Here is a 25,580-nt window from a genome sequence, read left to right as displayed (position 1 = left end):
TTAGTGATTAAACTAAGATAATACATCTTTAAATATGGTGCGGACGGAGAGACTTGAACTCTCACACCTTACGGCGCCAGAACCTAAATCTGGTGCGTCTACCAATTCCGCCACGTCCGCGTTCTTCTAGTTGTTAATTAAAACAAAGAGTAGAAATTTTTTATAGTTAGAAGACGAATTGGAGAGTCTTTCTAACGTTGTCATAACTAATCAGGTTGTATCAATTATGTAAATAGTGGTTGGGATACCTGGATTTGAACCAGGGAATGCCGGCATCAAAAGCCGGTGCCTTACCGCTTGGCGATATCCCAACAGAGAAGATTACGTTAGTGATTAAACTAAGATAATACATCTTTAAATATGGTGCGGACGGAGAGACTTGAACTCTCACACCTTACGGCGCCAGAACCTAAATCTGGTGCGTCTACCAATTCCGCCACGTCCGCGTTCTATAACTCGCTTAAGCAAGTTATAGATATTTCGTATTTTAATCGGTGAATGGTAAACCAATTAAAAGTTGTATGGTGGCTACTACGGGATTTGAACCTGTGACCCCATCATTATGAGTGATGTGCTCTAACCAGCTGAGCTAAGTAGCCAACGATTGTTTTTAATAAAACAATCAAAATATGGTGCGGACGGAGAGACTTGAACTCTCACACCTTACGGCGCCAGAACCTAAATCTGGTGCGTCTACCAATTCCGCCACGTCCGCGTTCTTCTAGTTGTTAATTAAAACAAAGAGTAGAAATTTTTATAGTTAGAAGACGAATTGGAGAGTCTTTCTAACGTTGTCATAATCAATCAGGTTGCATCAATTATGTAGATAGTGGTTGGGATACCTGGATTTGAACCAGGGAATGCCGGCATCAAAAGCCGGTGCCTTACCGCTTGGCGATATCCCAACAGAGAAGATTACGTTAGTGATTAAACTAAGATAACACATCTTTAAATATGGTGCGGACGGAGAGACTTGAACTCTCACACCTTACGGCGCCAGAACCTAAATCTGGTGCGTCTACCAATTCCGCCACGTCCGCGTTCTGCTATTTGATTATTAAGGGTAATCGCCACTTAATCTGCAAAGAGTAGATATTCTATATTTTAATCGACGATTGGTAAATCAATTAAAAGTTGTATGGTGGCTACTACGGGATTTGAACCTGTGACCCCATCATTATGAGTGATGTGCTCTAACCAGCTGAGCTAAGTAGCCAAATTGTTTCTTTATTTCTTTCTCATCTCTCATTCGCCTTAGCGGTGAGGACGGAGCGCATTATGCGTATCTGAGGCTTATGCGTCAACACTTTTTTGAAAAAAACATAAAATCTTTGTGTGTTCGAACGGATTTTAATCAAAGCGTGCTTTTTATATGCAAATCAGAGCGAATAAGAACAAAAGAATAAGAATAAGGATGGAAAACAAGAAGTGAGTGTTGCTGTATTACTAGGGATTAAAATCATTTAAGTGGTTGAAATCTAGGCGACTAATAAAAAGGCCAGCAAATATGCTGGCCTTTTTTATTATACGTTGAAGCGGAAATGTACAACATCACCATCTTTAACGATGTAATCTTTACCTTCTAGACGCCATTTACCGGCTTCTTTAGCGCCACTCTCACCGCTAAATTCAATAAAGTTGTCGTAACCTACAACTTCTGCACGAATAAAGCCTTTTTCAAAGTCAGTGTGGATCTTACCTGCCGCTTGTGGTGCCGTAGCTCCAACAGGAATAGTCCAAGCGCGAACTTCTTTAACGCCAGCCGTAAAATATGTCTGCAGAGCAAGTAGATCATAACCAGAACGAATTACACGGTTTAGACCTGGCTCTTCAATGCCCATATCAGCAAAGAATTCTTCACGATCTTCGTCGTCAAGTTCAGACAGTTCTGATTCAATCGCAGCACATACTGCAACAACTACGTTGTTTTCTGCTGCTGCATAATCACGAACAAGATCTAAGAATGGATTATTTTCAAAACCATCTTCAGCAACGTTAGCAATATACATTGTTGGTTTTAACGTTAGGAAGTTAAGGTAAGAAACCGCAGCAACTTCTTCTTTTGAAAGTTCAACAGTACGAGCCATGCCACCTTCTGTAAAAACAGGTAATAGCTTTTCAAGTACTGAAATTTCAAACTTAGCCGTTTGATCGCCGCCTTTTGCTTTTTTCGCTTGACGCAAGATCGCACGTTCACATGAATCTAAATCGGCAAGAGCAAGCTCAAGATTGATAATTTCAATGTCTTCAATTGGTGATATTTTACCAGCAACGTGAATGATATTGTCATCTTCAAAACAACGAACAACATGACCAATCGCATCAGTTTCTCGGATGTTAGCAAGGAATTTGTTACCTAGACCTTCACCTTTAGATGCGCCCGCAACTAAACCAGCAATATCTACAAATTCCATTGTAGTAGGAAGAACACGTTCTGGATTTACGATTTTAGCTAATGCATCTAAACGTAGATCAGGAACAGGAACCACACCGGTGTTTGGTTCAATAGTACAGAAAGGGAAGTTTGCTGCTTCGATTCCAGCTTTAGTTAGTGCGTTAAACAGTGTTGATTTACCAACGTTTGGAAGACCAACGATTCCGCATTTAAAACCCATGATGTAAACCTTATCTTTGTTATTCAGCTTTGAATGTGTGTAAACGATTTTGTGCTTTACTTAGTCCGTCTTTAAGTAAGATATCTAAGCAACGAGTAGATTCATCTACTGCTGCATCGATCAACTCTTGCTCTTTAGTCGGCGCTTTCCCTAATACAAAACCGGCAACTTTGTCTTTATGGCCAGGATGACCAATGCCAATACGAAGGCGATAAAACTCTTTCGTATTCGCTAATTTACTAATGGTGTCACGAAGACCATTATGGCCACCATGTCCGCCACCTTTTTTAAATTTAGCAACACCAGGAGGAAGATCTAATTCATCATGAGCGACGAGGATCTCTTCTGGTTTTATTTGGTAAAACTTAGCAATCGAAGCAATCGCTTTTCCTGATAAGTTCATAAATGTTGTAGGGATTAGTAATCGAAGATCCTGACCATTGGTTTGAATTCGACCTGTTAATCCAAAAAACTTAGCTTCTTCACGCATTGGAATATTATGAATGCGAGCGAGTTCTTCAACTACCCATGCCCCAGCATTATGGCGAGTTCTTTTGTACTCAAGGCCGGGGTTTGCTAGTCCAACAAGAAGTTTGATCTGATTATTCAAAGAATTATCTCTCTATCTTGGATACTAATATGATTAATGAACTTGTTTAGCGCTGAGAGCTAAAGACAATTAATGATATTAGTATGCACCATTAAAAAGGCGCGCCATATTACCACAAGAATTCCAAATACAAAAACGCCCCGCAATAGCAGGGCGTTTGGATATTGTTTTTGTTTGAAATTAGTGATCAAACATTGCCGATATAGACTCTTCGTTGCTAATGCGACGAATTGCTTCGGCTAGCATACGAGATAGGCTTAGTTCAGTTACTTTGCCTGTCGCTGCCATCTCTTTAGATAGAGGGATTGAATCCGTGACAACGACTTGGTCTATCACTGAGTTTGCAATGTTATGTGCAGCAGTGCCAGAGAAAACAGCGTGAGTTGCGTAAGCGAATACACGTTTTGCGCCGCGTTCTTTCAGTGCTTCAGCTGCTTTACATAATGTGCCGCCGGTATCGATCATGTCATCAACGATAACACAGTCACGGCCGTCAACATCACCAATAAGGTTCATTACTTCTGAAACGTTAGCACGTGGACGACGCTTATCAACGATAGCGATGTCTACATCACCTAATGCTTTAGCAGTAGCACGAGCACGTACAACACCACCTAAATCAGGAGAAACAACAACAGGGTTTTCTAAACCACGAGTACGCATATCATCAAGTAATACTGGAGTACCGAAGATGTTATCTACTGGTACGTCGAAGAAACCTTGAATTTGTTCAGCGTGTAAGTCGATAGTTAAAACGCGGTCAACACCAACGTTTGAAAGCATATCAGCAATAACTTTTGCAGTGATTGGTACACGAGCAGAACGTACACGACGGTCTTGACGAGCATAGCCAAAGTAAGGAATTACCGCAGTAATACGACCTGCAGAAGCACGGCGAAGTGCATCGATCATTACTACTAATTCCATGATGTTGTCATTAGTAGGAGCACACGTAGACTGGATAATGAATACATCACTACCACGTACGTTTTCGTTAATTTGAACGGCTACTTCACCGTCCGAAAAACGATCTACAGTAGCGTCGCCAAGTGAAATGTATAATCGTTCGGCGATACGTTGGGCAAGTTCAGGAGTTGCATTACCAGTAAATAGCTTCATGTCAGGCACGGTGGAAACCTCAGGGTTGCGTCCAAATTGTGAGAATTTTATATGTTGCATAATGATTTATACTCTTCCAACGCTTGGTTGAGTGGTGAAGTATTTCTACCTCGGGTGATAAATCCAGTTGCGTTATCAGGAATTAATGAAAAAACGTGTTGTGCTTCTTTTTCGTTAATAAACTCAGCGAAAACACAAGCGCCTGTTCCAGTCAATCTTGATGGTGCATATTCTAACAGCCATGAAAGTTGGTAATCAACCTCTGGATACACTCTTCTGACAATTTTTTCGCAATCGTTTTCGTAAGAGGCACTTAAAAGTACGTTAAGTGGCTGTTTTGGTGTATTTCTAATCAATTCTGGGTGAGTGAATACATCGACAGTTGCGATACTCACTTCTGGTTTTATTAATATGTACCATAACTCTTTAGGGGTGGCTGGTTGTAATTTTTCACCAATACCCTCAGCAAAGGCGGAAAAACCATGAACAAAAATAGGAACGTCAGCGCCTAGAGTGACCCCTAAATCGGCCAGTTCTTTATTAGTGAGATTTAGACCCCATAAGAAATTAAGTGCAACTAATGTTGTCGCTGCATTCGATGAACCACCGCCAATGCCACCGCCAATAGGTAATATTTTTTCTAGTTCAATATGAGCACCAAGAGAACATTGAGTGTGTTCTTGTAACTGCGTTGCTGCTTTCCAGATTAAATTATCTTTTGTCTCTACACCTGGAATCGGAGGAGAAAGCGTGATCTCTCCTGAATCGTTAGGGGTAATCGTTAGGTGATCACAAAGATCGATAAATTGAAAAAGGGTTTGTAATTCATGATAACCATTATCATGCTGCCCATTGATATACAGGAATAAATTGAGTTTAGCTGGAGAAGGCCAGCGAGTTGCTGTCGTTATCATTGAGATATAATCCAATTTGAAGCAATGATTTTTATTGCGGTGTCTTTTTGTGTCAATTTCATTGAATTTGGCAGCAATAACCCATTGGTTTCGATATAGCTGTTATATCTAAGATGCCAATTGGTTTGACTGATTTGTTTTGATAGGTGCTCTACAGTATTTAATTCATTGAGTTCAAATGCATCGGCAGAGGTTGGTAACCCTTTAAGCCAATCACTTAGGTAGGCGATAGGAATTGTCATGCCCGTTAATCCGTATAATAAGCGTCCTGGGTCATTACCTTCAAATTTCTTACCATCGCCGGTTTCAATGGTGGCTTTATTTTTGGATAACGTCAGTTTCATTATGGTTTGCCCAAGAAATGTGGTGAGCAATAATTGACTGTTATCTTCTTTTTGAGTCCATTGGAAGTTGAGACTGTGGCGTTGTTCTGGGTCTTGATATCCAATTTTCCCTGTCACTTTATACTGAGTTAATTGCCCAATATTAGATTGATGTTTATTCCAATTAATTGACTGTTGTGGGGTTAGTGGGGTCGTAGAACAAGCGCTGAGAAAAAACAGCAGAAAGAAAACGGAAGCAAAAAAAGAAAGAGGACGGCGTAGCATAAATAAAGAACTCACTGTTAATTCGAGACAGATTATAGGATTGTATCAAATCCATTGATTGTTTGGGTATCAAGATTTACACAATAAGTAGGTTAAATATCACTAATTTTCGATGTAGAAGCTCTGATGCCTTTTAAAATTCGGCTTCATCAAGTAAAATCCGCCCTTGTTATTTTTCTAAATTGGTCTTGTTTGCCGAATGTCATTGCTTGTTATTGGAATTAATCATACTTCAGCCTCAGTTGATTTGCGTGAGAAAGTTGCCTTTTCTCCTGATAAATTAACCAAAGCGCTAGATGAATTAAAAAACAGTGATGCAATTAAAAGTGGCGTAATTTTATCGACCTGTAATCGCACTGAAATCTACTGTGAAGTGAAATTAGGCATTAGCAGTGGCTACGTCATCAATTGGCTCGCTGAATTTCATCATGTGGCATTAGATTTACTCATGCCGAGTATTTATATCTATGAAGAACAAGCCGCCGTTAAGCACCTTATGCGAGTGTCTTGTGGTTTAGATTCTTTGGTTCTCGGAGAGCCTCAAATTCTTGGGCAAGTAAAAAAAGCGTTTGCTGATGCTAGAGAACACAATGCGGTTGAAGGTGTCGTTGAAAAATTATTTCAAAGTGACTTTTCAGTCGCTAAACGAGTCCGTACTGAAACGAATATTGGTGGTAATGCGGTGTCTGTTGCTTATGCAGCGTGTACATTAGCTCGACAAATATTTGAGTCTCTTGCTGAATCAACTGTCATGTTGGTTGGAGCAGGAGAAACCATTGAATTAGTGGCGAAACATTTAAATGATGCTGGCTGTAAACAATTGATTGTGGCGAATAGAACTCGCGAAAGAGCCATGATATTAGCCGACCAATTTAATGCTGATGTGATCAGTCTGCCCGAGATCCCTGAACACCTTTCTAAAGCGGATATCATTATTAGCTCAACCGCCAGTCCGTTACCTATTATCGGTAAAGGAATGGTTGAAAGCGCACTAAAACAGCGCAGACACCAACCTATGTTATTTGTGGATATTGCGGTTCCGCGTGATATCGAAAGTGAAGTCGCGGATCTTAATGACGTCTACTTGTATTCAGTTGATGATCTTAAATCGATCATTGACCATAATATTGAACAACGAAAAATTGAAGCGATTCAAGCTGAAGCGATAGTCAGTGAAGAAAGTGCAGGGTTTATGACGTGGATACGCTCCCGTCAAGCTGTTAACAGTATTCGCCAATACCGAGAGAATTCAGAATCTATTCGTATCGAATTATTGCAAAAAAGTATTCAGGCCCTAGCTTCTGGTCAAAATGCAGAAAAAGTTTTAGCAGAATTAAGCAATAAATTAACGAATAAACTCATTCATGCACCAACACTTGCGATGCAGCAGGCCGCCAAAAATGGTGAGCCGGACAAACTTGCTGTGATCCGTACCAGTATTGGTCTAGACAACTAAGTGTAGCTTCTGCTACCAACATAAAGAATCAATTATAATATGAAAGCATCAATTCGAGTAAAATTGGAAACGCTGGTTGAGCGTTATGAAGAAGTACAGCATTTATTGGGGGATCCAGGTGTTATTGGTGATCAAAATAAATTCCGTGCGTTATCTCGTGAATACTCTCAACTGGAAGAAGTAACACAATGCTTCCAAGCGTATGAAAAAGTACAAGAAGATCTTGTTGCTGCTCAAGAAATGGCACAAGAAGACGATGCTGAAATGCGTGAAATGGCGCAAGACGAAATTAAAGAAGCGAAAGAAGCAAGTGAACGTCTAACGGATGAATTACAAGTGCTTCTTATTCCAAAAGATCCAAATGATGAACGTAACTGTTTCTTAGAGATTCGTGCCGGTGCTGGTGGTGATGAAGCGGGTATTTTTGCGGGGAACCTTTTCCGTATGTATTCTCGTTTTGCTGAGAAAAAAGGGTGGCGTGTTGAGGTCATGAGTTCACATGGTTCTGAGCAAGGCGGCTTTAAAGAGATGATCGCAAAAGTAAGCGGTGAAGGTGTTTATGGCACAATGAAGTTCGAATCAGGTGGTCACCGAGTTCAACGTGTACCAGAAACTGAATCGCAAGGCCGTGTACATACTTCAGCGTGTACCATTGCTGTAATGGCTGAAATTCCAGAAGCGGATTTACCTGAGATTAAATCATCTGATTTGAAAATTGATACTTTCCGTTCATCAGGGGCTGGTGGTCAGCACGTTAACACCACCGATTCCGCTATTCGTATTACTCACTTACCAACGGGTACCGTTGTAGAGTGTCAAGATGAGCGTTCACAGCATAAAAACAAAGCCAAAGCGATGTCTGTTCTTGCTGCTCGTATTATTCAAGCTGAAGAAGCTCGTCGTGCCGCAGTTGTTTCTGATACGCGTCGTAATTTATTAGGTTCGGGTGACCGTTCAGACCGTATTCGTACGTATAACTACCCACAAGGTCGCGTATCTGATCACCGTATTAACCTGACTATCTACCGTTTGAATGAAGTGATGGAAGGGGATCTAGCGGCGCTGATTGAACCTGTCGTATTAGAATATCAAGCTGACCAACTAGCGGCTTTAGCTGAACAAAACTAATGAGCATTTCTATTGAAGCGCTATTAATGCGTTCAATTCAATTGCTGAAACTTGAGGGGAGTGATTCTCCTCAAGTTGATGCTGCTGTATTGCTGTGTCATGTTTTAGATAAGCCAAGAAGCTACTTACTTACTTGGCCTGAAAAGCTCGTCGCTGAAACCGAATACAATGCATTTGAATCATTATTATCTCGACGCCTTTCTGGTGAACCAATCGCTTACATTATTGGTTATCGAGAGTTTTGGTCATTACCGTTAAAAGTCTCGCCAACAACATTAATTCCTCGTCCTGATACGGAACGTTTGGTAGAAGTTGCGTTAGAGCACCTATCGAAATCATCTGAAAAGGTGTTGGATTTGGGGACGGGAACAGGAGCCATTGCATTAGCTATCGCCTCTGAAATGCCTGATATGTGTGTTATTGGTGTTGATTATCAATATGACGCGGTTGCGTTAGCGAAAGATAATGCCAAAGATAACAATATATTGAACACTGAATTTCGTCAGGGAAGTTGGTTTGATCCGATTAGAATGGATGAACAGTTTTCTATTATTGTGAGTAACCCGCCTTATATTGATGGGAATGATCCCCATTTGTCTCAAGGTGATGTACGGTTCGAACCTCAAACCGCTTTGGTTGCTGAGAAAGAAGGTTTTGCGGACTTAATCCATATTATGGAGCACAGTCGTACTCATTTAATTGAGAACGGTTGGTTATTAATGGAACATGGCTTTGAACAAGGTAAGCAATTACGTGATTACTTTGAAGAATATGGCTTCATTAATGTTAAAACAGAACAAGATTACGCTGGCAATGATCGAGTTACATTAGGTCAGTGGATCACAAACACAGAGAATAAAGGATAATTCATGTATACCGCTGTTAAACACATTCACTTATTTATGATCGCTTGTAGCGTACTATTATTTATCGTTCGTTATGCGTTAATGATGGTTGATTCCGCTCTTCGTAATAAAGCTTTTTTTAAACGTGTGCCTCACGTTGTTGATACAGCAATGCTATTAAGTGGCGTTGCACTTATTTTTATTACTGGATTCATTCCATTTACAGGTGCGGCTCCTTGGTTAACTGAGAAATTGACTTGTGTTTTGGTTTATATCGCTCTGGGGTTTGTCACTCTAGGAAACAGTAAAAACAAAGTATTTAAAACATTTGCCTTCCTTGGCGCATTAGGTTGGTTAATGGTTGCAGCTAATATTGCGATGACGAAAGCAACATTTCTGGGGTAAATATGTTTCAGTTGCTTGATGAAAATTTAGAAGACCTTAGCCTTGTTGAAGGTGCATTAGCTCTAAATTTAGCCATTAATCCAGATATACAAAGACAGCGTGTTGATATTAAACTGCGAGAAATGTGTATTGAAGCAGAGCAAATGCTTGTTCACGAACCAACTGATGAGCAGCGTTTAGAGCGATTAATTCAACTGTTTTATGTTGAGTGGGGCTACCAAGGTGATGTTTATACGTATTTTAATTCAGAGAATGCGTTCATTGATCATGTGCTTGAAAGTAAAAAAGGGATCCCGGTAACGTTAGGGGCGATTTTTTTACATATTTGTCAGTATGTGAATTTACCTGTGAGTGCGATTAATTTCCCCACTCAGTTAGTGTTACAGGTTGAATGGCCAAATCAAGCACCCCGTTACTTAAACCCTTTTGATGGACAATATGTTAGTACGCATTTAATGACGGCATGGCTAATTGGCTATGGTGGACCATTGGCTGAGATCTTACCGATACATTTAGAGAAAATAGACAATCCAACATTAGTCGGCCGTTTATTAGCGGTGATTAAAACGGCATGCATTAGAGAGCGTAAATTTTCATTTGCTTTAACTTGCAGTGATCTCGCATTGAATGTTGTGCCCGATGATCCTTTTGAAATTCGTGATAGAGGCTTAATCTATCAACAGCTACACTGTAATGATGTAGCGAAAACCGATTTAATCTATTTTATTGAACAGTGCCCTAATGATCCATCGACCTTGATGATGAAAGAGCAAGTTCAATTATTAGAACAACACCCTACCGTTCTCCATTAAGAGTGAAGATAATGCAAAATCAAAAAACAGTAAAAATTGGCAATATCGATGTAGCAAATGATAAGCCGTTTACCTTATTTGCAGGTATGAATGTATTAGAGTCTCGTGATTTGGCTATGCGCATGTGTGAGACTTACGTAGAGATCACTGATCGATTAGGCATCCCATACGTATTTAAAGCGTCTTTTGATAAAGCAAACCGTTCGTCAGTTCATTCGTACCGTGGTCCTGGTATGGAAGAAGGTCTAAAGATTTTTCAAGAATTGAAAGATACGTTTGGTGTGAAAATCATTACAGATATTCATACAGAGGCACAAGCTCAACCTGTTGCTGATGTAGTGGACGTTATTCAACTTCCTGCTTTCCTTGCTCGTCAAACTGATTTAGTTGAGACAATGGCTAGAACGGGTGCTGTCATTAACGTGAAAAAGCCACAATTCATGAGCCCTGATCAAGTCGGCAATATTGTTGATAAGTTTGCTGAGTGTGGTAATGAAAATATCATTCTTTGTGAGCGTGGTTCATGCATGGGTTATGACAACCTAGTGGTTGATATGCTTGGCTTTGGTGTGATGAAAAAAGTATCAAATGGCAGCCCAATCATTTTTGATGTGACGCATTCTTTACAGAATCGCGATCCAAGTGGTAAAGCATCTGGTGGTCGTCGTTCACAAACGGTTGAACTTGCTAAAGCAGGTTTAGCGACGGGTATTGCTGGGTTATTTATTGAAGCTCACCCAACGCCAGATAAAGCATTGTGTGACGGTCCTTCTGCATTACCATTAGATCAACTAGAACCTTTCTTAAAACAAATGAAAGCGTTAGATGACTTAATTAAAGGCTTTGAGCACATCGATATTAAATAATATTGTTGCGAGTCTATAAATAAAAAAGCCCAAGAGATTTTCTTGGGCTTTTTTATATTTAGAATAGGGCGTGCTTACTTATTTATTCATTACTCAGCATTTGTTGGGGTAAACCAATCTAATTTATGATGCAATGTAGTTACGCTACCGACGACAATTAAAGAAGGACTAGTCGCATTTTTTGCCATTTGAGCTAATTCTGAAATAGTACCAGTAAAGACTTTTTGTTTTTGAGTCGTACCTCGTTCAATAATAGCGCAAGGGGTATCCGCAGCTAAACCGTGCTCGATCAGCTGAGTTGAAATATGAGAAGATTGTTTTAGTCCCATATAAAATACCAGCGTGTTGTTTGAACGAACCAATGCATCCCATTCAATTTCAGCCCCATCTTTTTGGACATGAGCCGTAATAAATTGCACGCTTTGAGCATGGTCTCGATGTGTTAGTGGGATCCCTGCATAAGAGGTCGCGCCTGCTGCGGCTGTAATACCAGGAACGACTTCAAATCGAACCCCATTTTCTGCAAGCGTTTCTAATTCTTCACCGCCACGGCCAAAGATAAAGGAATCTCCGCCTTTAAGGCGAACAACGTGTTTACCTTCTTGGGCTTTATCAACCAATATTTGATTAATTTTGTCTTGAGGGACGAAATGAAAATCGAGTTTCTTACCGACATAAATCATTTCAGCAGTATTATTTGCGAGCGCTAAGATTTCTTTAGAGACAAGGCGATCATACACAACCACATCGGCTTGTTGTATTAAGCGGTAACCTTTTACGGTTAAGAGATCGGCATCACCAGGACCTGCACCAACAAGAGAAACAAATCCGTTTTGTTTTTTTTGCTCAGACTGAGCTTGAATACTTGGCATAATAGGGTTCCAGAATAATATGATGAATATTGACGCTGACTCCATTATGTAAGAGTCGATAAAAAAAATCACCCTTAATACCTGATCAAGAGTGATTTTATTTGAATGAGTTATAACAAATGTGATGACTATTTTACTGTTATTTAAGATCCAATGATGGTGCTGTTTTCGCGTGTGTTAGGTACAGAGGAATACACGTAAATAAAAGGCCACCTACAAGGTTACCAAGCAGCGTTGGGATTAAGTTCCAGTTTAACCAATCCATAATAGTGAAATCAGCACCTAGCATCATACCTAATGGAAATAGGAACATGTTAACTACGGCGTGTTCAAATACTAATGCAAAGAAAATAAAGATTGGAAGCCACATTGCCGCAATCTTACCTGCAACAGAGCGAGCCGTCATATTGCCGATAACGCCTAAACATACCATTAGGTTACAAAGAATTGCTTTGACAAATACGGTGATCCAACCATCCATACCATGTGCGGCGTAGCCCATAGTACGACTTGTTGCAGCGGCGATGAACTTTTGACCTACCGCGCCCGCTTCAACACTAAAGTTCATAGTAAAAACAAGTGCAATAAGAAAAGCAACAAGTAGAGAACCAATTAGGTTTCCAAGACCAACCCATCCCCATGTTCTGAAGATTCGACCCCAAGTGATGCCAGGACGGTTATCAAACTTAGCAAGTGGTGCAAGACCAAAAACACCCGTTAATAAGTCGTAGCCCATAAGACTTAGAATACAAAAACCGACAGGGAAGACTAAAGCACCAACAATACCAACACCGGTTTGCACAATTGTTGTAATCGCAACGACAACAGCAAGAGAGAGGATGATACCGGCCATCGTGCCACGTAAAAGAAGATCACGACTTGATGTTTTTACTTTTGCTTCGCCAACATCGATCATCGTTTGAACTAATTCAGCAGGTTTTACATAAGACATAAGAGTCCCTTATTAAAAGTTAAAGATTAAAATTAGATAGGAAAGGGCTTCCAGATGAGGCTAGAAACCCTTGAACTATCGAATCTCAGTTTATGCTGCGATTTCTACAGTGTTTTTGATGACTCGAACGCTATACGCTTTTACGTTAAAGCGTTCGTCTTCCATACAAACCCCAGTAGTAAGGTTAAAGCGTTGTTTTTTTAATGGGCTTGCAACCCAAAGTTCGCCTTGGTGTTGAACGGTAAGGCCGCGAGACAATACGTTAGAGTTTGCAAATGGGTCACGATTACTGATGGCAAACACTTTGTCATCAGCGTTCGGACGAAATATCGCCACTTGTTCACCGTTAACTAATGCACAAACGCCTGTACCTGGAATGATGTCATCTAGTGGACAGATTTTTTGGAATTTAGTCGTCATGATTATTTCTCCACACTTGTGTCAGTTAGAGCAACATGCAAGATATCGCCTTTCGCGTTTGGATTTTTTTCTGTGTACGTTGCAGGGCGGTGTTGTTCACGGCCATCAGAAACAAACACAACATTATCATCGCGTTCTTCAGAGTTAATGAAGTGGGAGAAACGTTTTAGTTGAGCTTCATCGTTAATGGTGTCAGTCCATTCACAGCTGAAGTTATTAATCAGTGATGCAACATCGGTTTCAAGTTGGTCGTTAATGCCAAGCTTATTATCGACAATTACTTCACGTAAATAATCAACGCCACCCTCAAGGTTATCCATCCATACAGAGGTACGTTGCAGTGGAGCGGCTGTTCGAATGTAGAACATCATGAAACGGTCGATGTATTTAATCAGCGTTTCTTGGTCTAGATCCGTTGCCAATAAGTCAGCATGGCGAGGTTTCATCCCCCCATTACCACACACGTACATGTTCCAACCTGCATCTGTTGCAATAATGCCTAAATCTTTACCTTGTGCTTCTGCACACTCACGAGTACAACCCGAGACACCAAATTTCATTTTATGAGGAGTACGGATACCTTTGTAGCGATTCTCAAGTGTGACGCCCAAGCCTACAGAGTCTTGAACACCGTAACGACACCATGTTGAACCAACACACGTCTTAGCCATACGTAAAGCTTTACCGTAAGCTTGTCCTGTCTCATAACCTGCTTCAATGAGTTTTTTCCAAATTGTTGGAAGATCGTCTTTTTGAGCACCGAATAGACCGATACGTTGAGCACCTGTAATTTTAGTATAAAGATTATATTCAGCAGCAACGGCCGCTAATGCACCTAGTGCTTGTGGTGTGACTTCACCGCCAGCCATACGTGGAATGACAGAGTAAGTGCCATCTTTTTGAATGTTACCTAGGAAGTTATCGTTGGTATCGTGCAGTTTAACCAATGCGGGTTTAAGAATGTGCTCACCCCAACAAGAAGCAAGAATAGATCCCGCTAGTGGTTTACACACTTCACAGCCGTAACCTTTACCGTATTTCTCTAATAGTTCATCGAATGTTTTGATTTCTTCGATGCGAATTAGGTGGAATAATTCTTGGCGAGAATAAGCAAAGTGCTCACAAACGTCGTTTTTAACTTCGATGCCTGATTTTGCCAATTCAGCATTAAGAACGGATGCGACAAGAGGAAGACAACCGCCACAACCTGTACCAGCGCCAGTCACCGCTTTAATTTCAGCCATTGTGTGATTGCCATCTGCAACTGCTTGGGCAATTTTGCCTTTCGTTACATCAAAACATGAACAAATCACGGCAGTTTCAGGCAGAGAGTCTGCGCCTAAAGACGGCTTTTCTGCACCAGCGTGAGCTGGAAGAATAAGAAGGTCGGGGTGATCAGGTAAATCAATGTCGTTCAGTTTAAGCTGAAGTAGATCGCCGTAATCTGAAGTATCACCAACCATTACTGCGCCAAGTAGTTTCTTACCATCTTCAGATACGATAATGCGTTTATAAACTTCGTCTTCTTCGTTTTGGTAAACGTAGCTCTTACAACCAGGAGTACGACCGTTTGCATCCCCAATAGAGCCAACCTTCACACCAAGAAGTTTTAGTTTTGCGCTCATGTCAGCGCCTTCAAACGTACTGTCGTTACCAACTAAGTGATCAACTGCAACGGTTGCCATTTTGTAGCCTGGAGCGACAAGACCATAGAAAGTTTGATTCCATGACGCACATTCACCAATCGCGTAGATGTGTTCATCTGAAGTTTGGCAGTTGTTGTTAATCGCAATACCACCACGAGGAGCGATATCAAGCTCCATTTGGCGAGCAAGCTTATCTTGAGGGCGGATGCCAGCAGAGAAGACAATGAAGTCAGTCTCAAGCTCTGTACCATCAGCAAAACGCATTACATTACGTGCTTCTGTGCCTTCAGGTGCTATTTCTAATGTGTTTTTACCGGTATGAACTTGAACACCCATGCGTTCAATTTTATTACGAAGTTGTAAGCCACCTTGTAAGTCAAGTTGCTCAGCCATTAATACGGGTGCAAATTCGACAACATGAGTTGTTACGCCAAGTGCTTTTAATGCGCCAGCCGCTTCAAGACCAAGGAGGCCACCACCGATAACAACACCGCTTTTACTTTTTTTCGCCGTGGCTTCGATTGATTTAAGATCTTCAATAGTACGGTAAACAAAACAGTCTTTGCTTTCGTTGCCTTTGATTGGCGGTACGAATGGGAAAGAGCCCGTAGCAAGGACGAGTTTGTCGTATTGGATTTCACGACCAGTGCTTGAATATACAATTTTGTTTTCACGGTTAATATTAATAGCGCGTTCGCCGATTAATACGTTGATACCGTGTTTGTCATAGAATCCTTCTTTTACAAGAGAGAGCTCATCAGCGGTGTGGTGAGAAAAGTAAGAAGAGAGGTGAACACGGTCATAAGCGACACGTGGTTCTTCACAGAACACGGTGATATCCATGTTTTGAACATCAGTTTTCTCTACTAAATCTTCGATGTAGCGATGACCGACCATGCCATTACCGATGATGACTAGTTTCATCTTGCTCATAAGGAATCCTATTATATTTGGTATAGATATATGATGAATTATGAATGGATATGTCGATATGATGTAGATCAATTACGAAATAAAACTACTCCAAAGTAGTAGTGTCGGTGTTTTTGTGGTTACTTTTATTTATAATTCAACAGCTTGTGTGTGGCACGTAGATGGTGTGCGTAGTTTTATTACAAAAAAAGGTGTTTTGTGCGGTATTTATCTGTTCATTAATCGATTTTTTCTGAAAAAAAAAGACAGAATATAAAAATATATTCTGTCTTTTGACGAAGTAAGTAAGAAGTTACAGTTTAAATCTGTCTATTTCTTGTTTTAGTTCGTTTGATAATTCAGATAATTGTGATGCTTGAATAACCGATTGTTGTGTTTCGGTTGTTAATTCATTTGATACATCACGAACCGCTTCGGTGTTACGTGTAATTTCTTCTGTAACCGATGATTGCTCTTCAGCCGCCGCTGCAATTTGAGCCGCCATGTCGCTAATTAATGTCACTGAATTTGTAATTTGAAGCAAACTAGCAGAGGCTGATTGTGCATCTTCAACACTGGTGTTGGCTAGATTTTGGCTGTCTTCCATGATGCCAACCGCTTTTTGAGTTGTGCCTTGCAATGTCTCTATCATTTGTTGAATTTCTTGAGTCGACGCGTGTGTACGTTGACTTAAAATTCGAACTTCATCAGCAACAACGGCAAAACCACGACCTTGTTCACCGGCACGTGCCGCTTCTATTGCGGCATTGAGTGCGAGTAAGTTCGTTTGTTCTGCAATGTTTTGAATGGTGGATAGGATCGTATTGATGTTTTGTGCGTTGTGATGCAATTCGCCGATAACTTGTGTTGCGGTTTCTACTTCTTTTGCCAAGTTATCAATTGAATGTTGGCTTTGACTTACTTGCTCAGCACCATGGTTTGAAGCACTAACGGTTTGTTCAGCCGTTTGAGCAGTATTGTCTGCGTTGCTTGCAATTTCTTGAGTCGCAGCTGCCATCTCATTAATTGCGGTTGCAACCATGTTGATCTCATCCATTTGATGTTGGATTCGAACATTACGTTCTTCAGCACTTTCTGCGGTTAAATTGGCTTGGTTAGCTAACGTAAGTGATATGTCACGTAAGCGACACACCATTGAGTGCATATTGCCTACAAAGGTATTGAAGTTGATAGCAAGTTGGCCAACTTCATCATTACTGTTTGGAACTAAACGTTGAGTTAAATCCCCTTCACCTGATGAAATTTCAGCAAGCGCATCAGATACTCGAAGTAGATCTCTAAATAGGACGTTAACCAAGGTGGTTACACCGATAGCAACAATGACTGTTAATACAATGCTAAGCAGGATGATTTCACGAAGGAGTGCGCTGTGTGCAGCTTCTTCTGTTGCTTGTGTCATTTCAACGGCAAATGTCCATTTTGTATTAGGTACTTTTGCAAAATAAACCAGCTTATTACTGCCGTTGATTTCTGCGAATTCAATGGTTTTTGAATTCATGGATTCTTGAATACTTTGAGGCGTCATACCCGAGAAATAACGATTTACTTCTTTTTTGATAAGCGACGTATTTGGATGCGCTAAGAAAGTGCCATCGCTATCAATTAACATTGTGATGGTATCTTTACCTGCATCTAGGCTGATGACATCGTCAATTAGTTGGTCAATTAGTACATCGGCACCGACAACACCAAGAAATTGACCATTCTTATAAACTGGTTCAGCAATGGTTACCAGAAGAGATTGAGTAATGGCATCTTGATAGGCGGAAGTAATGATTTGTTTGTTTTCTCGTTGAGCTTCTTGATACCAAGGGCGTTGACGAGGATCGTAATCGGCACGATTTCTTTCAGGATGAGAGCGGTACATATCCCCTTGAGGTGTACCAAAGAAAATATCATCAAAACCACCCGCTTTACGGCTTAACTGTAAAAAAGAGACCACGTCATCTTCTTGAGTGTAGTCATTAATAGCATGCGCAATTTCAGCTTTAATTGAAATCCAATTAGAAATTCCGGTAGTGGCAGAAGATGTCACACTTTCAGCTCGAGAATAAACGCCATTTCGAGTTTGTTCAAACAACTGATTTGACGCGAGCCATGTTAACGCCGCAGCAGTCACGATAACAGCAAGTAGACTGGCCCCGATTAATTTATGTTTTAATTTCATTATATCATCCAAATTGTAGTGAAATTTTATATATTAAATTTCTATTTTTATTATCTATTTGTACATTTATGTATATGGTATCGGGCAAAAATGAAATAACTTGATGGTTTTTTTTATTTAAAGTACATAAAGAAGTGATTATATTTTTAAGCTTAAACGGAAAGCGATTTGAAGTGATGGTAAACCGTTGAATTAAAAACCATCAAAGTGAACGATTGCGTTGGTTTAAAATTTAAAATTTCTCTAGCGTTTACCTTTTTTTACTTATTTATTAGCCATTTTTAGTGATCCAATAGACATATTTATGAGATCAATGTGAGAGTGAAAAGCAATTCTTTTAAACTCGGTCAGGTTATTTGATTATTAAAGTGGTTTTCCCTTTTTTGATCTAACTTATTCCCTTGAATTTAAATGGTGAAACATGATGGAACGTCTTTCTCTTAAAACAGCGATTGCTGCCGCATTACTTACTACATTGGCTGGTTGCGCTACAACGTCTGAACATGCGTGGCAAGAAGACACTACGTATAAGTTAACTGTGCTACATACTAACGATAACCATGGCCGCTTTTGGCAAAATAAATATGGTGAGTACGGTATGGCAGCGCGTAAGACGTTGATTGATGAATTACGTGCCGATGTTCAAGCTGAAGGGGGGAGTGTTTTACTTCTTTCTGGTGGTGATATTAATACCGGTGTACCTGAGTCTGATTTACAAGATGCAGAGCCTGATTTTAAAGGCATGAATAAAATTGGATATGATGCGATTGCATTAGGTAACCATGAATTTGATAACCCATTAGATGTGCTTCAAAAGCAAATAGATTGGGCTAAATTCCCAATGCTGTCTGCCAACATTTATGATAAAGAAACTGGTGAGCGCATGTATCAAGCTTACGAGATTTTTGAAAAGCAAGGCATTAAAATTGCGGTTATTGGTTTCACGACAGAAGACACGGCTAAAATTGGTAACCCTGAATACATCGGTGGTATTGATTTCCGAGATCCAAAAGAAGAAGCAAAGAAAGTCATTGCTGAACTGAATGAATCAGAAAAACCCGATCTTATTTTTGCAGTTACTCACATGGGTCACTATGAAAATGGTCAACGTGGTATTAATGCACCAGGTGATGTAGCACTTGCTCGTTCTCTTGAATTAGGTGAGTTGGATATGATTGTGGGTGGCCACTCACAAGAGCCTGTTTGTATGGAAGGGGCGAACGTTGTTAAACAAAACTTTAAGCCTGGTGACGAATGCCAACCTGATCAACAAAATGGCACTTGGATCGTTCAAGCTCATGAATGGGGCAAGTACGTAGGTCGTGCTGATTTTGAATTCCGTAATGGTGAATTGGAAATGGTGAGTTATAACCTAATCCCGGTTAACTTGAAGAAGAAAATAAAAGTTGATGGCAAAAGTGAGCGTGTCTTTATTCAAGATGAAATTGTGCAAGATCCTGAGTTATTGGCTTTCCTAACGCCTTACCAAGAAAAAGGTCAAGGCCAGTTGAATGTGAAAATTGCAGAAACGAATGGAAAGTTAGAAGGCGACCGTAATGTGGTTCGTTTTGAGCAGACTAACCTTGGGCGTTTAATTGCGACTTCTCACATGGTTCGTGCAAAAGCCGATTTTGCGGTAATGAATTCGGGTGGTGTACGTGATTCGATTGAAATGGGTGATGTTACTTATAAAGATGTTCTAACGGTGCAGCCATTTGGTAATATTGTTAGTTATGTTGATATGAATGGCGCTGAAGTATTAGATTACCTAAATGTGGTGGCGACTAAACCAATCGATTCTGGTGCCTACGCTCAGTTCGCAGGTATTAAAATGACCGTTGAAGCCGGTAAAGTATCTAACGTATTCATTGGTGGTAAGCAATTGCGTTTAGACAAAACGTACCGTTTTACTATTCCAAGCTACAACGCCGCGGGTGGTGATGGTTACCCTAAAGTGTCGGATCATTCGGGTTATGTAAATACGGGCTTTGTTGATGCCGAAGTATTAAAAGAGTTTTTAGAAACAAATAGCCCAATTGATGTGAATGAATTCGCACCACGTGGTGAGATTGTTTATAAGTAATAGATAAAAAGTAAACTGATCCCCTCAGATTGTTATTTACTGAGGGGATTTAGTTGTAAATTCAACGTCTTTGCTGAATAAATGACCGAACAAATTAAAAAGTTAAAATAATACTTGTCAAAAAAATCCTGAGCAGTATTATAGCCCTCGTTGACACGGACACAGTCCTTTGTTCAACGGCTCGGTGAATAGCGCAGCTTGGTAGCGCATCTGGTTTGGGACCAGAGGGTCGGGGGTTCGAATCCCTCTTCACCGACCACCTTCAAAAAAGCCGCATCAGAAATGATGCGGCTTTTTTACGTCTGATGCATTTAAAAAACAAGCTAAGTCGTGCTAAATAACAAAAAGCCATGTTAATCAACTCAACATGGCTTTATTTATCAATTGCTTAGATTTTAATTATGAGTATTGAATATTGCCAATTTGCCATTCTCTTTAAATGCGATAACTTGGTATGTGTCTTTTTTATCGCCATATTCCATCCCTGGTGATCCCATTGGCATTCCAGGAACCGCTAATCCTTTAAAATCTCTTGGTTCTGCTAGAAATTGTTTAATATCCTCTGCTGGTATATGCCCTTCAAATACGTAACCATCAATAACCGCGGTATGACATGATGCGAGGCGTGGCTCTACACCTAGTTTCTCTTTGATTGGATTCATGTCTTCATGATCTTCAATCTTTACCGTGAAACCGTTATCTTCCATGTGCTCTACCCATTCAGAGCAACAACCACAATATGGTGATTTATAAGTCATGACTTCGGTAGAAGCGTAAGCGGATGTTGTTAAGAAAAGCAATGATGCAAAAGTGAGTTTAAATAATTTCATTATTGTGTCCTAAGGTTATTTTGAATGTGGTGAAAGCCAAAACCAATAAATAATGGCAATAATAAGTATGACTCCAAGCAAATTAATCATGTAAAGCTCCTAGTCAGTATGTTCGTTTGAAAACTGAGATTTAAAAAGTCGTAATCTATTTGCATTGGATACAACGGTAATAGAAGAAAGTGCCATCGCTGCTCCAGCTACAACAGGACTGAGTAACATTCCAGTAAATGGAAAAAGAATACCGGCAGCAATAGGAATGCCTATCGCATTATAAATAAAGGCACCGAATAAGTTCTGTTTCATATTTGTAATGGTTGCTCTTGAAAGCTCAATCGCATTAACGGCTGTAAGCAGTGAGTGTCGTATTAAGGTCAATTGAGCGCTTTCAATCGCGACATCACTGCCATTGCCCATCGCAATCCCTACTTCTGCCTGAGCTAACGCTGGGGCATCATTAATGCCATCCCCAATCATAGCTACTTTCTTTCCTTGAGCTTGTAAGTCTTTTATTGTCTGAGCTTTTCCATCGGGTAATACACCCGAAACAACATGAGTTATTCCGAGCTGTTGGGCCACATAATCGGCGGTTTCTTTGCGATCACCCGTTAGCATTACGACATTAATACCGAGTTGAGTAAATTGGGCTACAGCAAGTTTTGAATCGGGTCGAATTGCATCACTTACTTCAATAATACCAATACATTCTTTATTTATTGCCACAAAGAGAGGCGTTGATGCAGGAGATAATTCAACGTCAGGAGTGGCAATCTCATTGTTTAATAAATAAGAGGTATTTCCTATGAACACAGTATCGCCAGCAATGTTTGCAGAAGCTCCTAGGCCTAATTGAGCATTAAACTGTGTACTGGTGACTAAATCCCATGAGTGCTGATTGAGATATGCCATTACTGCATGAGCGAGTGGGTGTTCAGAGTGACTTTCGATTGCTGCTGCGAATGAAATGATGTCTTTTTCATTGTAAGCCGCAAAGCTTGTCACTTTACTGACCGTGGGTTTCCCTTCTGTTAATGTGCCCGTTTTATCAACCACCACAGTATCGATATGACTTGCTGTTTGTAAAACGTCAGCGTCTTTTATTAATGCCCCAAACTCAGCGGCTTTACCGACACCAACAGTCACTGACATTGGTGTTGCAAGACCTAAAGCACAAGGGCAGGCAATGATGAGTACCGTTGTAGCAACAACAAGCATGTAGCTCGATGTTGGTTCTGGACCAAAGTTATACCAAAGTAAAGCCGAAAAAATGGCGATGATCATAACGCTTGGGACAAATACGGATGAGATTTTGTCCGCGAGCTTAGCCAATTTTGGTTTGCTACTTTGCGCGTTACGTACCATGGCAATGATCCGAGCAAGCATAGTATGTTCACCGACATTCGTTGCTGTGAAGGTAAAGCTACCCTGTTGATTGATGGTTCCTGCATGCACAACATCGTCTTTTATTTTTAAACAAGGAAGAGGCTCTCCAGTAAGCATGGCTTCATCTAAATAGCTTTCACCGCTGATGATCGAACCATCAACGGGGATTTTCTCTCCCGGTTTAATTTTAATGATCATCCCTTTCGTTACTAGTGCCACTGGCAACTCTACTTCTTTTCCATCTTGGATAACCGTAGCTGTTTGAGGCTGAAGATTGAGCAGCTTTTCGATGGCATTTGATGTGCGATTACGAGCTTTGGTTTCGATTAGATTTCCGAGCGTAATTAAGCCTAAGATCATTGCGGTGGCTTCAAAATAAACATGACGTGCTTGCTCTGGGAAAAATGCAGGATAGATCACCAGTGCCATAGAGTAGAGCCAAGCTGAACCAGTACCAAGAGACACTAACGTATCCATTGTCGCTCTGTGATGAGTAAATGCTTTCCAGGCATTAACAAAAAAATGTTTCCCAGCGGTAAGTAATAAACCTAAACAAATAAGCCCAATGAGTCCCCAAGCAAGTTGGTCGTTAACGGTTGTTATTTGCATGTTGCCACCAAATACCCCCCAAAGCATCAATGGTGCGCCTATTGCGAGCGACATAATGGTATTTCTTTTATGTGCTGCGGTGGTTTTTAGGTATTGTTCTTTTTGCCTTTTACGGCGTTGTTCTTCGCTTAAACTGATCTCTGCACCATAACCGCCTTTTTCTATTGCTTTGATCAGTTCAGGTGCATTGATATCACCATAAATTAAAGCGGTACGTTCCGCTAAATTAACACTGACAGATTGAACATTAGCAACGGCTGAAATTATTTTTTCTACAGAGGCGACACAGCTAGCGCAAGTCATTCCTGATAAAATTAATTGTGTTGTTTTTTCTATTTTTTGTTTTTCAGTTTTGCTTTGATCTGTCGGTGTTTCTTTATTCAGAGTAATGACCTCTTCTTTAGGCGAGGGACTATCTGGAATAAAGGGGGCAGAGCTTGCTTGAAAACCGATGGATTCAATTAATTCAATGATGCTTTCTTGAGAGTGCACGGTGTTTAGCGTGATTTTATCTTTTGAAATAGACTCAATAGAGGTATGCGACAAGGTACTTAACGTGTCTGTGGTTTTATTTACGCATTTACCACACTTTAATCCTGCTAGGTACAAAGTGATGAGTTCGGGTTCAGGAACGGAGTAGCCTAATTGCGTAATATTCTCTGCGATTTCTTCATAAGAGAGTGTCGTCGTTAATGTTAATTCTGTTTTGGTTACCGAGAAATGAGATATCTTCGGGATCTCTGAAAGTGCTTTTTCCACTTTCGCGATACAACGACCACAATTTAATCCCGCTAGGGGTAGGGTAAGTTTCTGACTCATAATTAACCTCGATAACAAATCTTGATGTTATGTAGAATAAACCTTACAGTAAATGGAAGGTCAAGCTATAAAGTAGAGTAAAGAGAAATGAATATTAGTGACGTTGCAAAATTAACGGGATTAACGACGAAAGCCATTCGTTTTTATGAAAGTAAAGGCGTAATAAGAGAAGCGAATCGAAGTGCAAATGGCTATCGACAGTACACTAAAAATCAAGTGGAAGAGTTGCAACTCATTCGCCGCTCAAGGCTAGTTGGTTTTAGTCTAGAAGAATGCCAAGAATTATTAAGCTTATCGAATAATCCGAATCGTCGTAGTGCGGATGTGAAAAGAAAGACGTTAGAAAAAGTGACAGAAATTGAGGCTAAAATTAAAGAGTTAGAAGGGATGAAGCAAACGTTGTTAGAACTTGCTAATGCGTGCCCTGGAGATGAAAGTCATGATTGTCCAATAATCAAAGGATTAACCTGTTGCCATAATAAATAACAACAGGCGATTCTCAACTATTGATTAATAAAGTAATGAGTACAACTGGCGACGGTATTTTCCTGCAATAGGGTTACCTTGACCAAGAGCAGACAGGATATCCATCATGGTTTTTTTAACTTGCCCATCTTCAGCATTGAGATCTTTTAATAAAATCGCAATTAAGATATCTAGAGCTTCTTCTTGTCGATTAACTTGGCTGTATTGAATTGCCAATTCTAAAGCGATTTCATTATTGGTTGTATCGGCTTTGTATTGATCTTCTAAGGCTTGAATTTCTGGCGTATTACCAGCTTGTTTATGCAGTTCAAGCTTTGCAATTAGTTCTTTGTATTTGCTGTCTTGATCTTGCATTAATATCTCAGACAAGATGGTTTCAGCTTGTTCATAAGATTGTGTTTCAATGTAACACTGCGCAATATGTAATTTGATTTGACCATTACCACCAAAATGTTCAAGTAAAGCCAATAGGATAGGGAGAGCGCTTTGGTAATTGCCTTCTTCGACTAACTTAAATGCTTGGCCTAATTGTAATTCTTCTTGGCTTGGCAGGTGTTTATCTAACATTCCTTGTATTGCATCAATTGATTGGGGGCCACCCATTCCATCAATGGCTTGGCCACTTTTAAATAGGGCGATAGTTGGAAGCGTTTGAACGCCAAATTGCTGAGCAAGGCCTTGCTGTTCTTCGCAGTTTAATAAAGCGAGAGTAACAGCGTCTCCGTATTGCTGAGCAAGTTGTTGTAGTGCAGGAATAACCGTAATGCTTTCTTGACTCATTGGTGCCCAGAAGTGAATTAAGACAGGAGTCTGGGTTGAGCCTTCAAGAATTTGTTGGAAGTTTTGTTCGTTAAGTTCAACGCTGTGTTCTGACTGCATGGTTTTTTCCTAAAATAGTATTTTCTATATAGATATATACAGTTATATGGGGTTTAGGATAGATTTTCAAGGCGCCAGATACGAAGAAAACCACTATGCTGAGCATAATGGCTTGTCTATCGTAAG

21 protein-coding genes and 9 tRNA genes are annotated in these 25,580 nt (G+C 40.3%); 9 read left to right on the top strand and 21 right to left on the bottom strand.

Features of this window, described 5'->3' with window-relative positions; all coding sequences use genetic code 11:
* Positions 1-35: 35 nt before the first annotated feature.
* The 13 genes from AACV33_RS10545 to lolB all read right to left on the bottom strand — a co-directional run bounded on the left by AACV33_RS10545 (position 36) and on the right by lolB (position 5,881).
* Positions 36-120: transfer RNA gene (locus tag AACV33_RS10545), tRNA-Leu, on the bottom strand.
* 116 nt (positions 121-236) lie between these two features.
* A tRNA-Gln gene (locus tag AACV33_RS10540) sits at positions 237-311 on the bottom strand.
* 50 nt (positions 312-361) lie between these two features.
* Positions 362-446 (bottom strand) — tRNA-Leu (locus tag AACV33_RS10535).
* A gap of 76 nt (positions 447-522) precedes the next feature.
* Positions 523-599: transfer RNA gene (locus AACV33_RS10530), tRNA-Met, on the bottom strand.
* Positions 600-630: 31 nt separating this feature from the next.
* Positions 631-715, bottom strand: a tRNA-Leu gene (locus AACV33_RS10525).
* A 115-nt stretch (positions 716-830) separates the two neighbouring features.
* Positions 831-905 (bottom strand) — tRNA-Gln (locus AACV33_RS10520).
* Positions 906-955: 50 nt separating this feature from the next.
* Positions 956-1,040 (bottom strand) — tRNA-Leu (locus AACV33_RS10515).
* Between the two features lie 99 nt (positions 1,041-1,139).
* Positions 1,140-1,216: transfer RNA gene (locus AACV33_RS10510), tRNA-Met, on the bottom strand.
* A gap of 307 nt (positions 1,217-1,523) precedes the next feature.
* A complete protein-coding gene (gene ychF, locus AACV33_RS10505) occupies positions 1,524-2,615 on the bottom strand; it encodes a redox-regulated ATPase YchF (protein WP_017023115.1) in 1,092 nt (363 codons plus the stop codon).
* Positions 2,616-2,634: 19 nt separating this feature from the next.
* Positions 2,635-3,225 (bottom strand): aminoacyl-tRNA hydrolase, encoded by a 591-nt coding sequence (pth, locus tag AACV33_RS10500; protein WP_182700192.1) that lies wholly within the window; start codon positions 3,223-3,225, stop codon positions 2,635-2,637.
* A gap of 180 nt (positions 3,226-3,405) precedes the next feature.
* The gene (locus tag AACV33_RS10495; protein WP_023603623.1) at positions 3,406-4,353 is read right to left on the bottom strand and encodes a ribose-phosphate pyrophosphokinase; all 948 of its coding nucleotides are present in this window, start codon (positions 4,351-4,353) and stop codon (positions 3,406-3,408) included.
* A gap of 38 nt (positions 4,354-4,391) precedes the next feature.
* A complete protein-coding gene (gene ispE, locus AACV33_RS10490) occupies positions 4,392-5,258 on the bottom strand; it encodes a 4-(cytidine 5'-diphospho)-2-C-methyl-D-erythritol kinase (protein ID WP_182700191.1) in 867 nt (288 codons plus the stop codon).
* Complete coding sequence (lolB, locus tag AACV33_RS10485; protein ID WP_339379722.1) at positions 5,255-5,881, bottom strand: lipoprotein insertase outer membrane protein LolB; 627 nt, start codon at positions 5,879-5,881, stop codon at positions 5,255-5,257. The genes ispE and lolB overlap by 4 nt, the downstream gene beginning before the upstream one ends.
* Positions 5,882-6,065: 184 nt before the next feature.
* Here lolB and hemA point away from each other — a divergent pair, with 184 nt between their 5' ends.
* The 6 genes from hemA to kdsA are packed head-to-tail and all read left to right on the top strand — an operon-like array spanning position 6,066 to position 11,378.
* Complete coding sequence (gene hemA, locus AACV33_RS10480) at positions 6,066-7,322, top strand: glutamyl-tRNA reductase (protein ID WP_017023118.1); 1,257 nt, start codon at positions 6,066-6,068, stop codon at positions 7,320-7,322.
* 39 nt (positions 7,323-7,361) lie between these two features.
* Positions 7,362-8,450, top strand: a complete 1,089-nt coding sequence (gene prfA / locus AACV33_RS10475) for a peptide chain release factor 1 (protein WP_017023119.1) — start codon at positions 7,362-7,364, stop codon at positions 8,448-8,450.
* Positions 8,450-9,316, top strand: a complete 867-nt coding sequence (prmC, locus tag AACV33_RS10470) for a peptide chain release factor N(5)-glutamine methyltransferase (protein ID WP_182700190.1) — start codon at positions 8,450-8,452, stop codon at positions 9,314-9,316. Before prfA ends, prmC begins: the two co-directional genes overlap by 1 nt.
* Positions 9,317-9,319: 3 nt before the next feature.
* Positions 9,320-9,700 (top strand): SirB2 family protein, encoded by a 381-nt coding sequence (locus tag AACV33_RS10465; RefSeq protein ID WP_182700189.1) that lies wholly within the window; start codon positions 9,320-9,322, stop codon positions 9,698-9,700.
* Positions 9,701-9,702: 2 nt separating this feature from the next.
* Positions 9,703-10,512: a SirB1 family protein gene (locus AACV33_RS10460; protein WP_182700188.1), complete on the top strand. Its 810-nt coding sequence runs from the start codon at positions 9,703-9,705 to the stop codon at positions 10,510-10,512.
* A gap of 11 nt (positions 10,513-10,523) precedes the next feature.
* Positions 10,524-11,378, top strand: coding sequence for a 3-deoxy-8-phosphooctulonate synthase (gene kdsA, locus AACV33_RS10455; RefSeq protein WP_012549587.1), 855 nt, complete (start codon positions 10,524-10,526; stop codon positions 11,376-11,378).
* Positions 11,379-11,467: 89 nt separating this feature from the next.
* On the opposite strand, the gene cobA is transcribed toward kdsA, so the two are convergent.
* From cobA to AACV33_RS10430, 5 genes are all read right to left on the bottom strand, one after another.
* Positions 11,468-12,250: a uroporphyrinogen-III C-methyltransferase gene (cobA, locus tag AACV33_RS10450; protein ID WP_182700187.1), complete on the bottom strand. Its 783-nt coding sequence runs from the start codon at positions 12,248-12,250 to the stop codon at positions 11,468-11,470.
* 139 nt (positions 12,251-12,389) lie between these two features.
* The gene (locus tag AACV33_RS10445; RefSeq protein ID WP_023603619.1) at positions 12,390-13,202 is read right to left on the bottom strand and encodes a formate/nitrite transporter family protein; all 813 of its coding nucleotides are present in this window, start codon (positions 13,200-13,202) and stop codon (positions 12,390-12,392) included.
* Between the two features lie 90 nt (positions 13,203-13,292).
* A complete protein-coding gene (gene nirD, locus AACV33_RS10440) occupies positions 13,293-13,622 on the bottom strand; it encodes a nitrite reductase small subunit NirD (RefSeq protein ID WP_023603618.1) in 330 nt (109 codons plus the stop codon).
* Positions 13,623-13,624: 2 nt separating this feature from the next.
* The gene (gene nirB / locus AACV33_RS10435) at positions 13,625-16,201 is read right to left on the bottom strand and encodes a nitrite reductase large subunit NirB (RefSeq protein WP_023603617.1); all 2,577 of its coding nucleotides are present in this window, start codon (positions 16,199-16,201) and stop codon (positions 13,625-13,627) included.
* Between the two features lie 292 nt (positions 16,202-16,493).
* Positions 16,494-18,368 carry a methyl-accepting chemotaxis protein gene (locus tag AACV33_RS10430; RefSeq protein WP_182700186.1) on the bottom strand — a complete coding sequence of 625 codons (1,875 nt, stop codon included), beginning with the start codon at positions 18,366-18,368 and terminating at the stop codon, positions 16,494-16,496.
* A 421-nt stretch (positions 18,369-18,789) separates the two neighbouring features.
* Between AACV33_RS10430 and ushA the strand changes: the two genes are divergently transcribed.
* Together ushA and AACV33_RS10420 are read left to right on the top strand one after the other, a co-directional pair.
* Positions 18,790-20,451: a bifunctional UDP-sugar hydrolase/5'-nucleotidase UshA gene (gene ushA / locus AACV33_RS10425; protein WP_023603616.1), complete on the top strand. Its 1,662-nt coding sequence runs from the start codon at positions 18,790-18,792 to the stop codon at positions 20,449-20,451.
* Positions 20,452-20,633: 182 nt separating this feature from the next.
* Positions 20,634-20,710: transfer RNA gene (locus tag AACV33_RS10420), tRNA-Pro, on the top strand.
* 136 nt (positions 20,711-20,846) lie between these two features.
* Here the strand turns inward: AACV33_RS10420 and AACV33_RS10415 are convergent.
* Both AACV33_RS10415 and AACV33_RS10410 read right to left on the bottom strand, forming a co-directional pair.
* The gene (locus tag AACV33_RS10415) at positions 20,847-21,281 is read right to left on the bottom strand and encodes a DUF411 domain-containing protein (RefSeq protein ID WP_012549594.1); all 435 of its coding nucleotides are present in this window, start codon (positions 21,279-21,281) and stop codon (positions 20,847-20,849) included.
* A gap of 99 nt (positions 21,282-21,380) precedes the next feature.
* The gene (locus AACV33_RS10410; RefSeq protein ID WP_182700185.1) at positions 21,381-24,089 is read right to left on the bottom strand and encodes a cation transporter; all 2,709 of its coding nucleotides are present in this window, start codon (positions 24,087-24,089) and stop codon (positions 21,381-21,383) included.
* 87 nt (positions 24,090-24,176) lie between these two features.
* Here AACV33_RS10410 and cueR point away from each other — a divergent pair, with 87 nt between their 5' ends.
* Positions 24,177-24,575, top strand: coding sequence for a Cu(I)-responsive transcriptional regulator (gene cueR, locus AACV33_RS10405; RefSeq protein WP_012549596.1), 399 nt, complete (start codon positions 24,177-24,179; stop codon positions 24,573-24,575).
* 24 nt (positions 24,576-24,599) lie between these two features.
* Here cueR and AACV33_RS10400 read toward each other — a convergent pair whose 3' ends face one another.
* The gene (locus AACV33_RS10400; RefSeq protein ID WP_017022404.1) at positions 24,600-25,454 is read right to left on the bottom strand and encodes a co-chaperone YbbN; all 855 of its coding nucleotides are present in this window, start codon (positions 25,452-25,454) and stop codon (positions 24,600-24,602) included.
* Positions 25,455-25,580: the final 126 nt, after the last annotated feature.

The organism is Aliivibrio sp. SR45-2, assembly GCF_963890165.1.
In the GTDB taxonomy this organism is placed as follows: Bacteria; Pseudomonadota; Gammaproteobacteria; order Enterobacterales; family Vibrionaceae; genus Aliivibrio; species Aliivibrio salmonicida.
The sequence above is the reverse complement of the archived record's forward strand: the minus strand, read 5'-3'. Positions and strand labels throughout refer to the sequence as shown.

What these genes read in the sequence shown, in the direction of transcription:
- AACV33_RS10460 (WP_182700188.1), top strand. Translation starts at nt 9,703, where the DNA reads ATGTTTCAGTTGCTTGATGAAAATTTAGAAGACCTTAGCCTTGTTGAA.
- AACV33_RS10465 (WP_182700189.1), top strand. Translation starts at nt 9,320, where the DNA reads ATGTATACCGCTGTTAAACACATTCACTTATTTATGATCGCTTGTAGC.
- cobA (WP_182700187.1), bottom strand. Translation starts at nt 12,250, where the DNA reads ATGCCAAGTATTCAAGCTCAGTCTGAGCAAAAAAAACAAAACGGATTT.
- nirD (WP_023603618.1), bottom strand. Translation starts at nt 13,622, where the DNA reads ATGACGACTAAATTCCAAAAAATCTGTCCACTAGATGACATCATTCCA.
- AACV33_RS10415 (WP_012549594.1), bottom strand. Translation starts at nt 21,281, where the DNA reads ATGAAATTATTTAAACTCACTTTTGCATCATTGCTTTTCTTAACAACA.
- AACV33_RS10445 (WP_023603619.1), bottom strand. Translation starts at nt 13,202, where the DNA reads ATGTCTTATGTAAAACCTGCTGAATTAGTTCAAACGATGATCGATGTT.
- cueR (WP_012549596.1), top strand. Translation starts at nt 24,177, where the DNA reads ATGAATATTAGTGACGTTGCAAAATTAACGGGATTAACGACGAAAGCC.
- kdsA (WP_012549587.1), top strand. Translation starts at nt 10,524, where the DNA reads ATGCAAAATCAAAAAACAGTAAAAATTGGCAATATCGATGTAGCAAAT.
- ychF (WP_017023115.1), bottom strand. Translation starts at nt 2,615, where the DNA reads ATGGGTTTTAAATGCGGAATCGTTGGTCTTCCAAACGTTGGTAAATCA.
- nirB (WP_023603617.1), bottom strand. Translation starts at nt 16,201, where the DNA reads ATGAGCAAGATGAAACTAGTCATCATCGGTAATGGCATGGTCGGTCAT.
- AACV33_RS10410 (WP_182700185.1), bottom strand. Translation starts at nt 24,089, where the DNA reads ATGAGTCAGAAACTTACCCTACCCCTAGCGGGATTAAATTGTGGTCGT.
- hemA (WP_017023118.1), top strand. Translation starts at nt 6,066, where the DNA reads ATGTCATTGCTTGTTATTGGAATTAATCATACTTCAGCCTCAGTTGAT.
- ispE (WP_182700191.1), bottom strand. Translation starts at nt 5,258, where the DNA reads ATGATAACGACAGCAACTCGCTGGCCTTCTCCAGCTAAACTCAATTTA.
- prmC (WP_182700190.1), top strand. Translation starts at nt 8,450, where the DNA reads ATGAGCATTTCTATTGAAGCGCTATTAATGCGTTCAATTCAATTGCTG.
- ushA (WP_023603616.1), top strand. Translation starts at nt 18,790, where the DNA reads ATGATGGAACGTCTTTCTCTTAAAACAGCGATTGCTGCCGCATTACTT.
- prfA (WP_017023119.1), top strand. Translation starts at nt 7,362, where the DNA reads ATGAAAGCATCAATTCGAGTAAAATTGGAAACGCTGGTTGAGCGTTAT.
- AACV33_RS10400 (WP_017022404.1), bottom strand. Translation starts at nt 25,454, where the DNA reads ATGCAGTCAGAACACAGCGTTGAACTTAACGAACAAAACTTCCAACAA.
- AACV33_RS10430 (WP_182700186.1), bottom strand. Translation starts at nt 18,368, where the DNA reads ATGAAATTAAAACATAAATTAATCGGGGCCAGTCTACTTGCTGTTATC.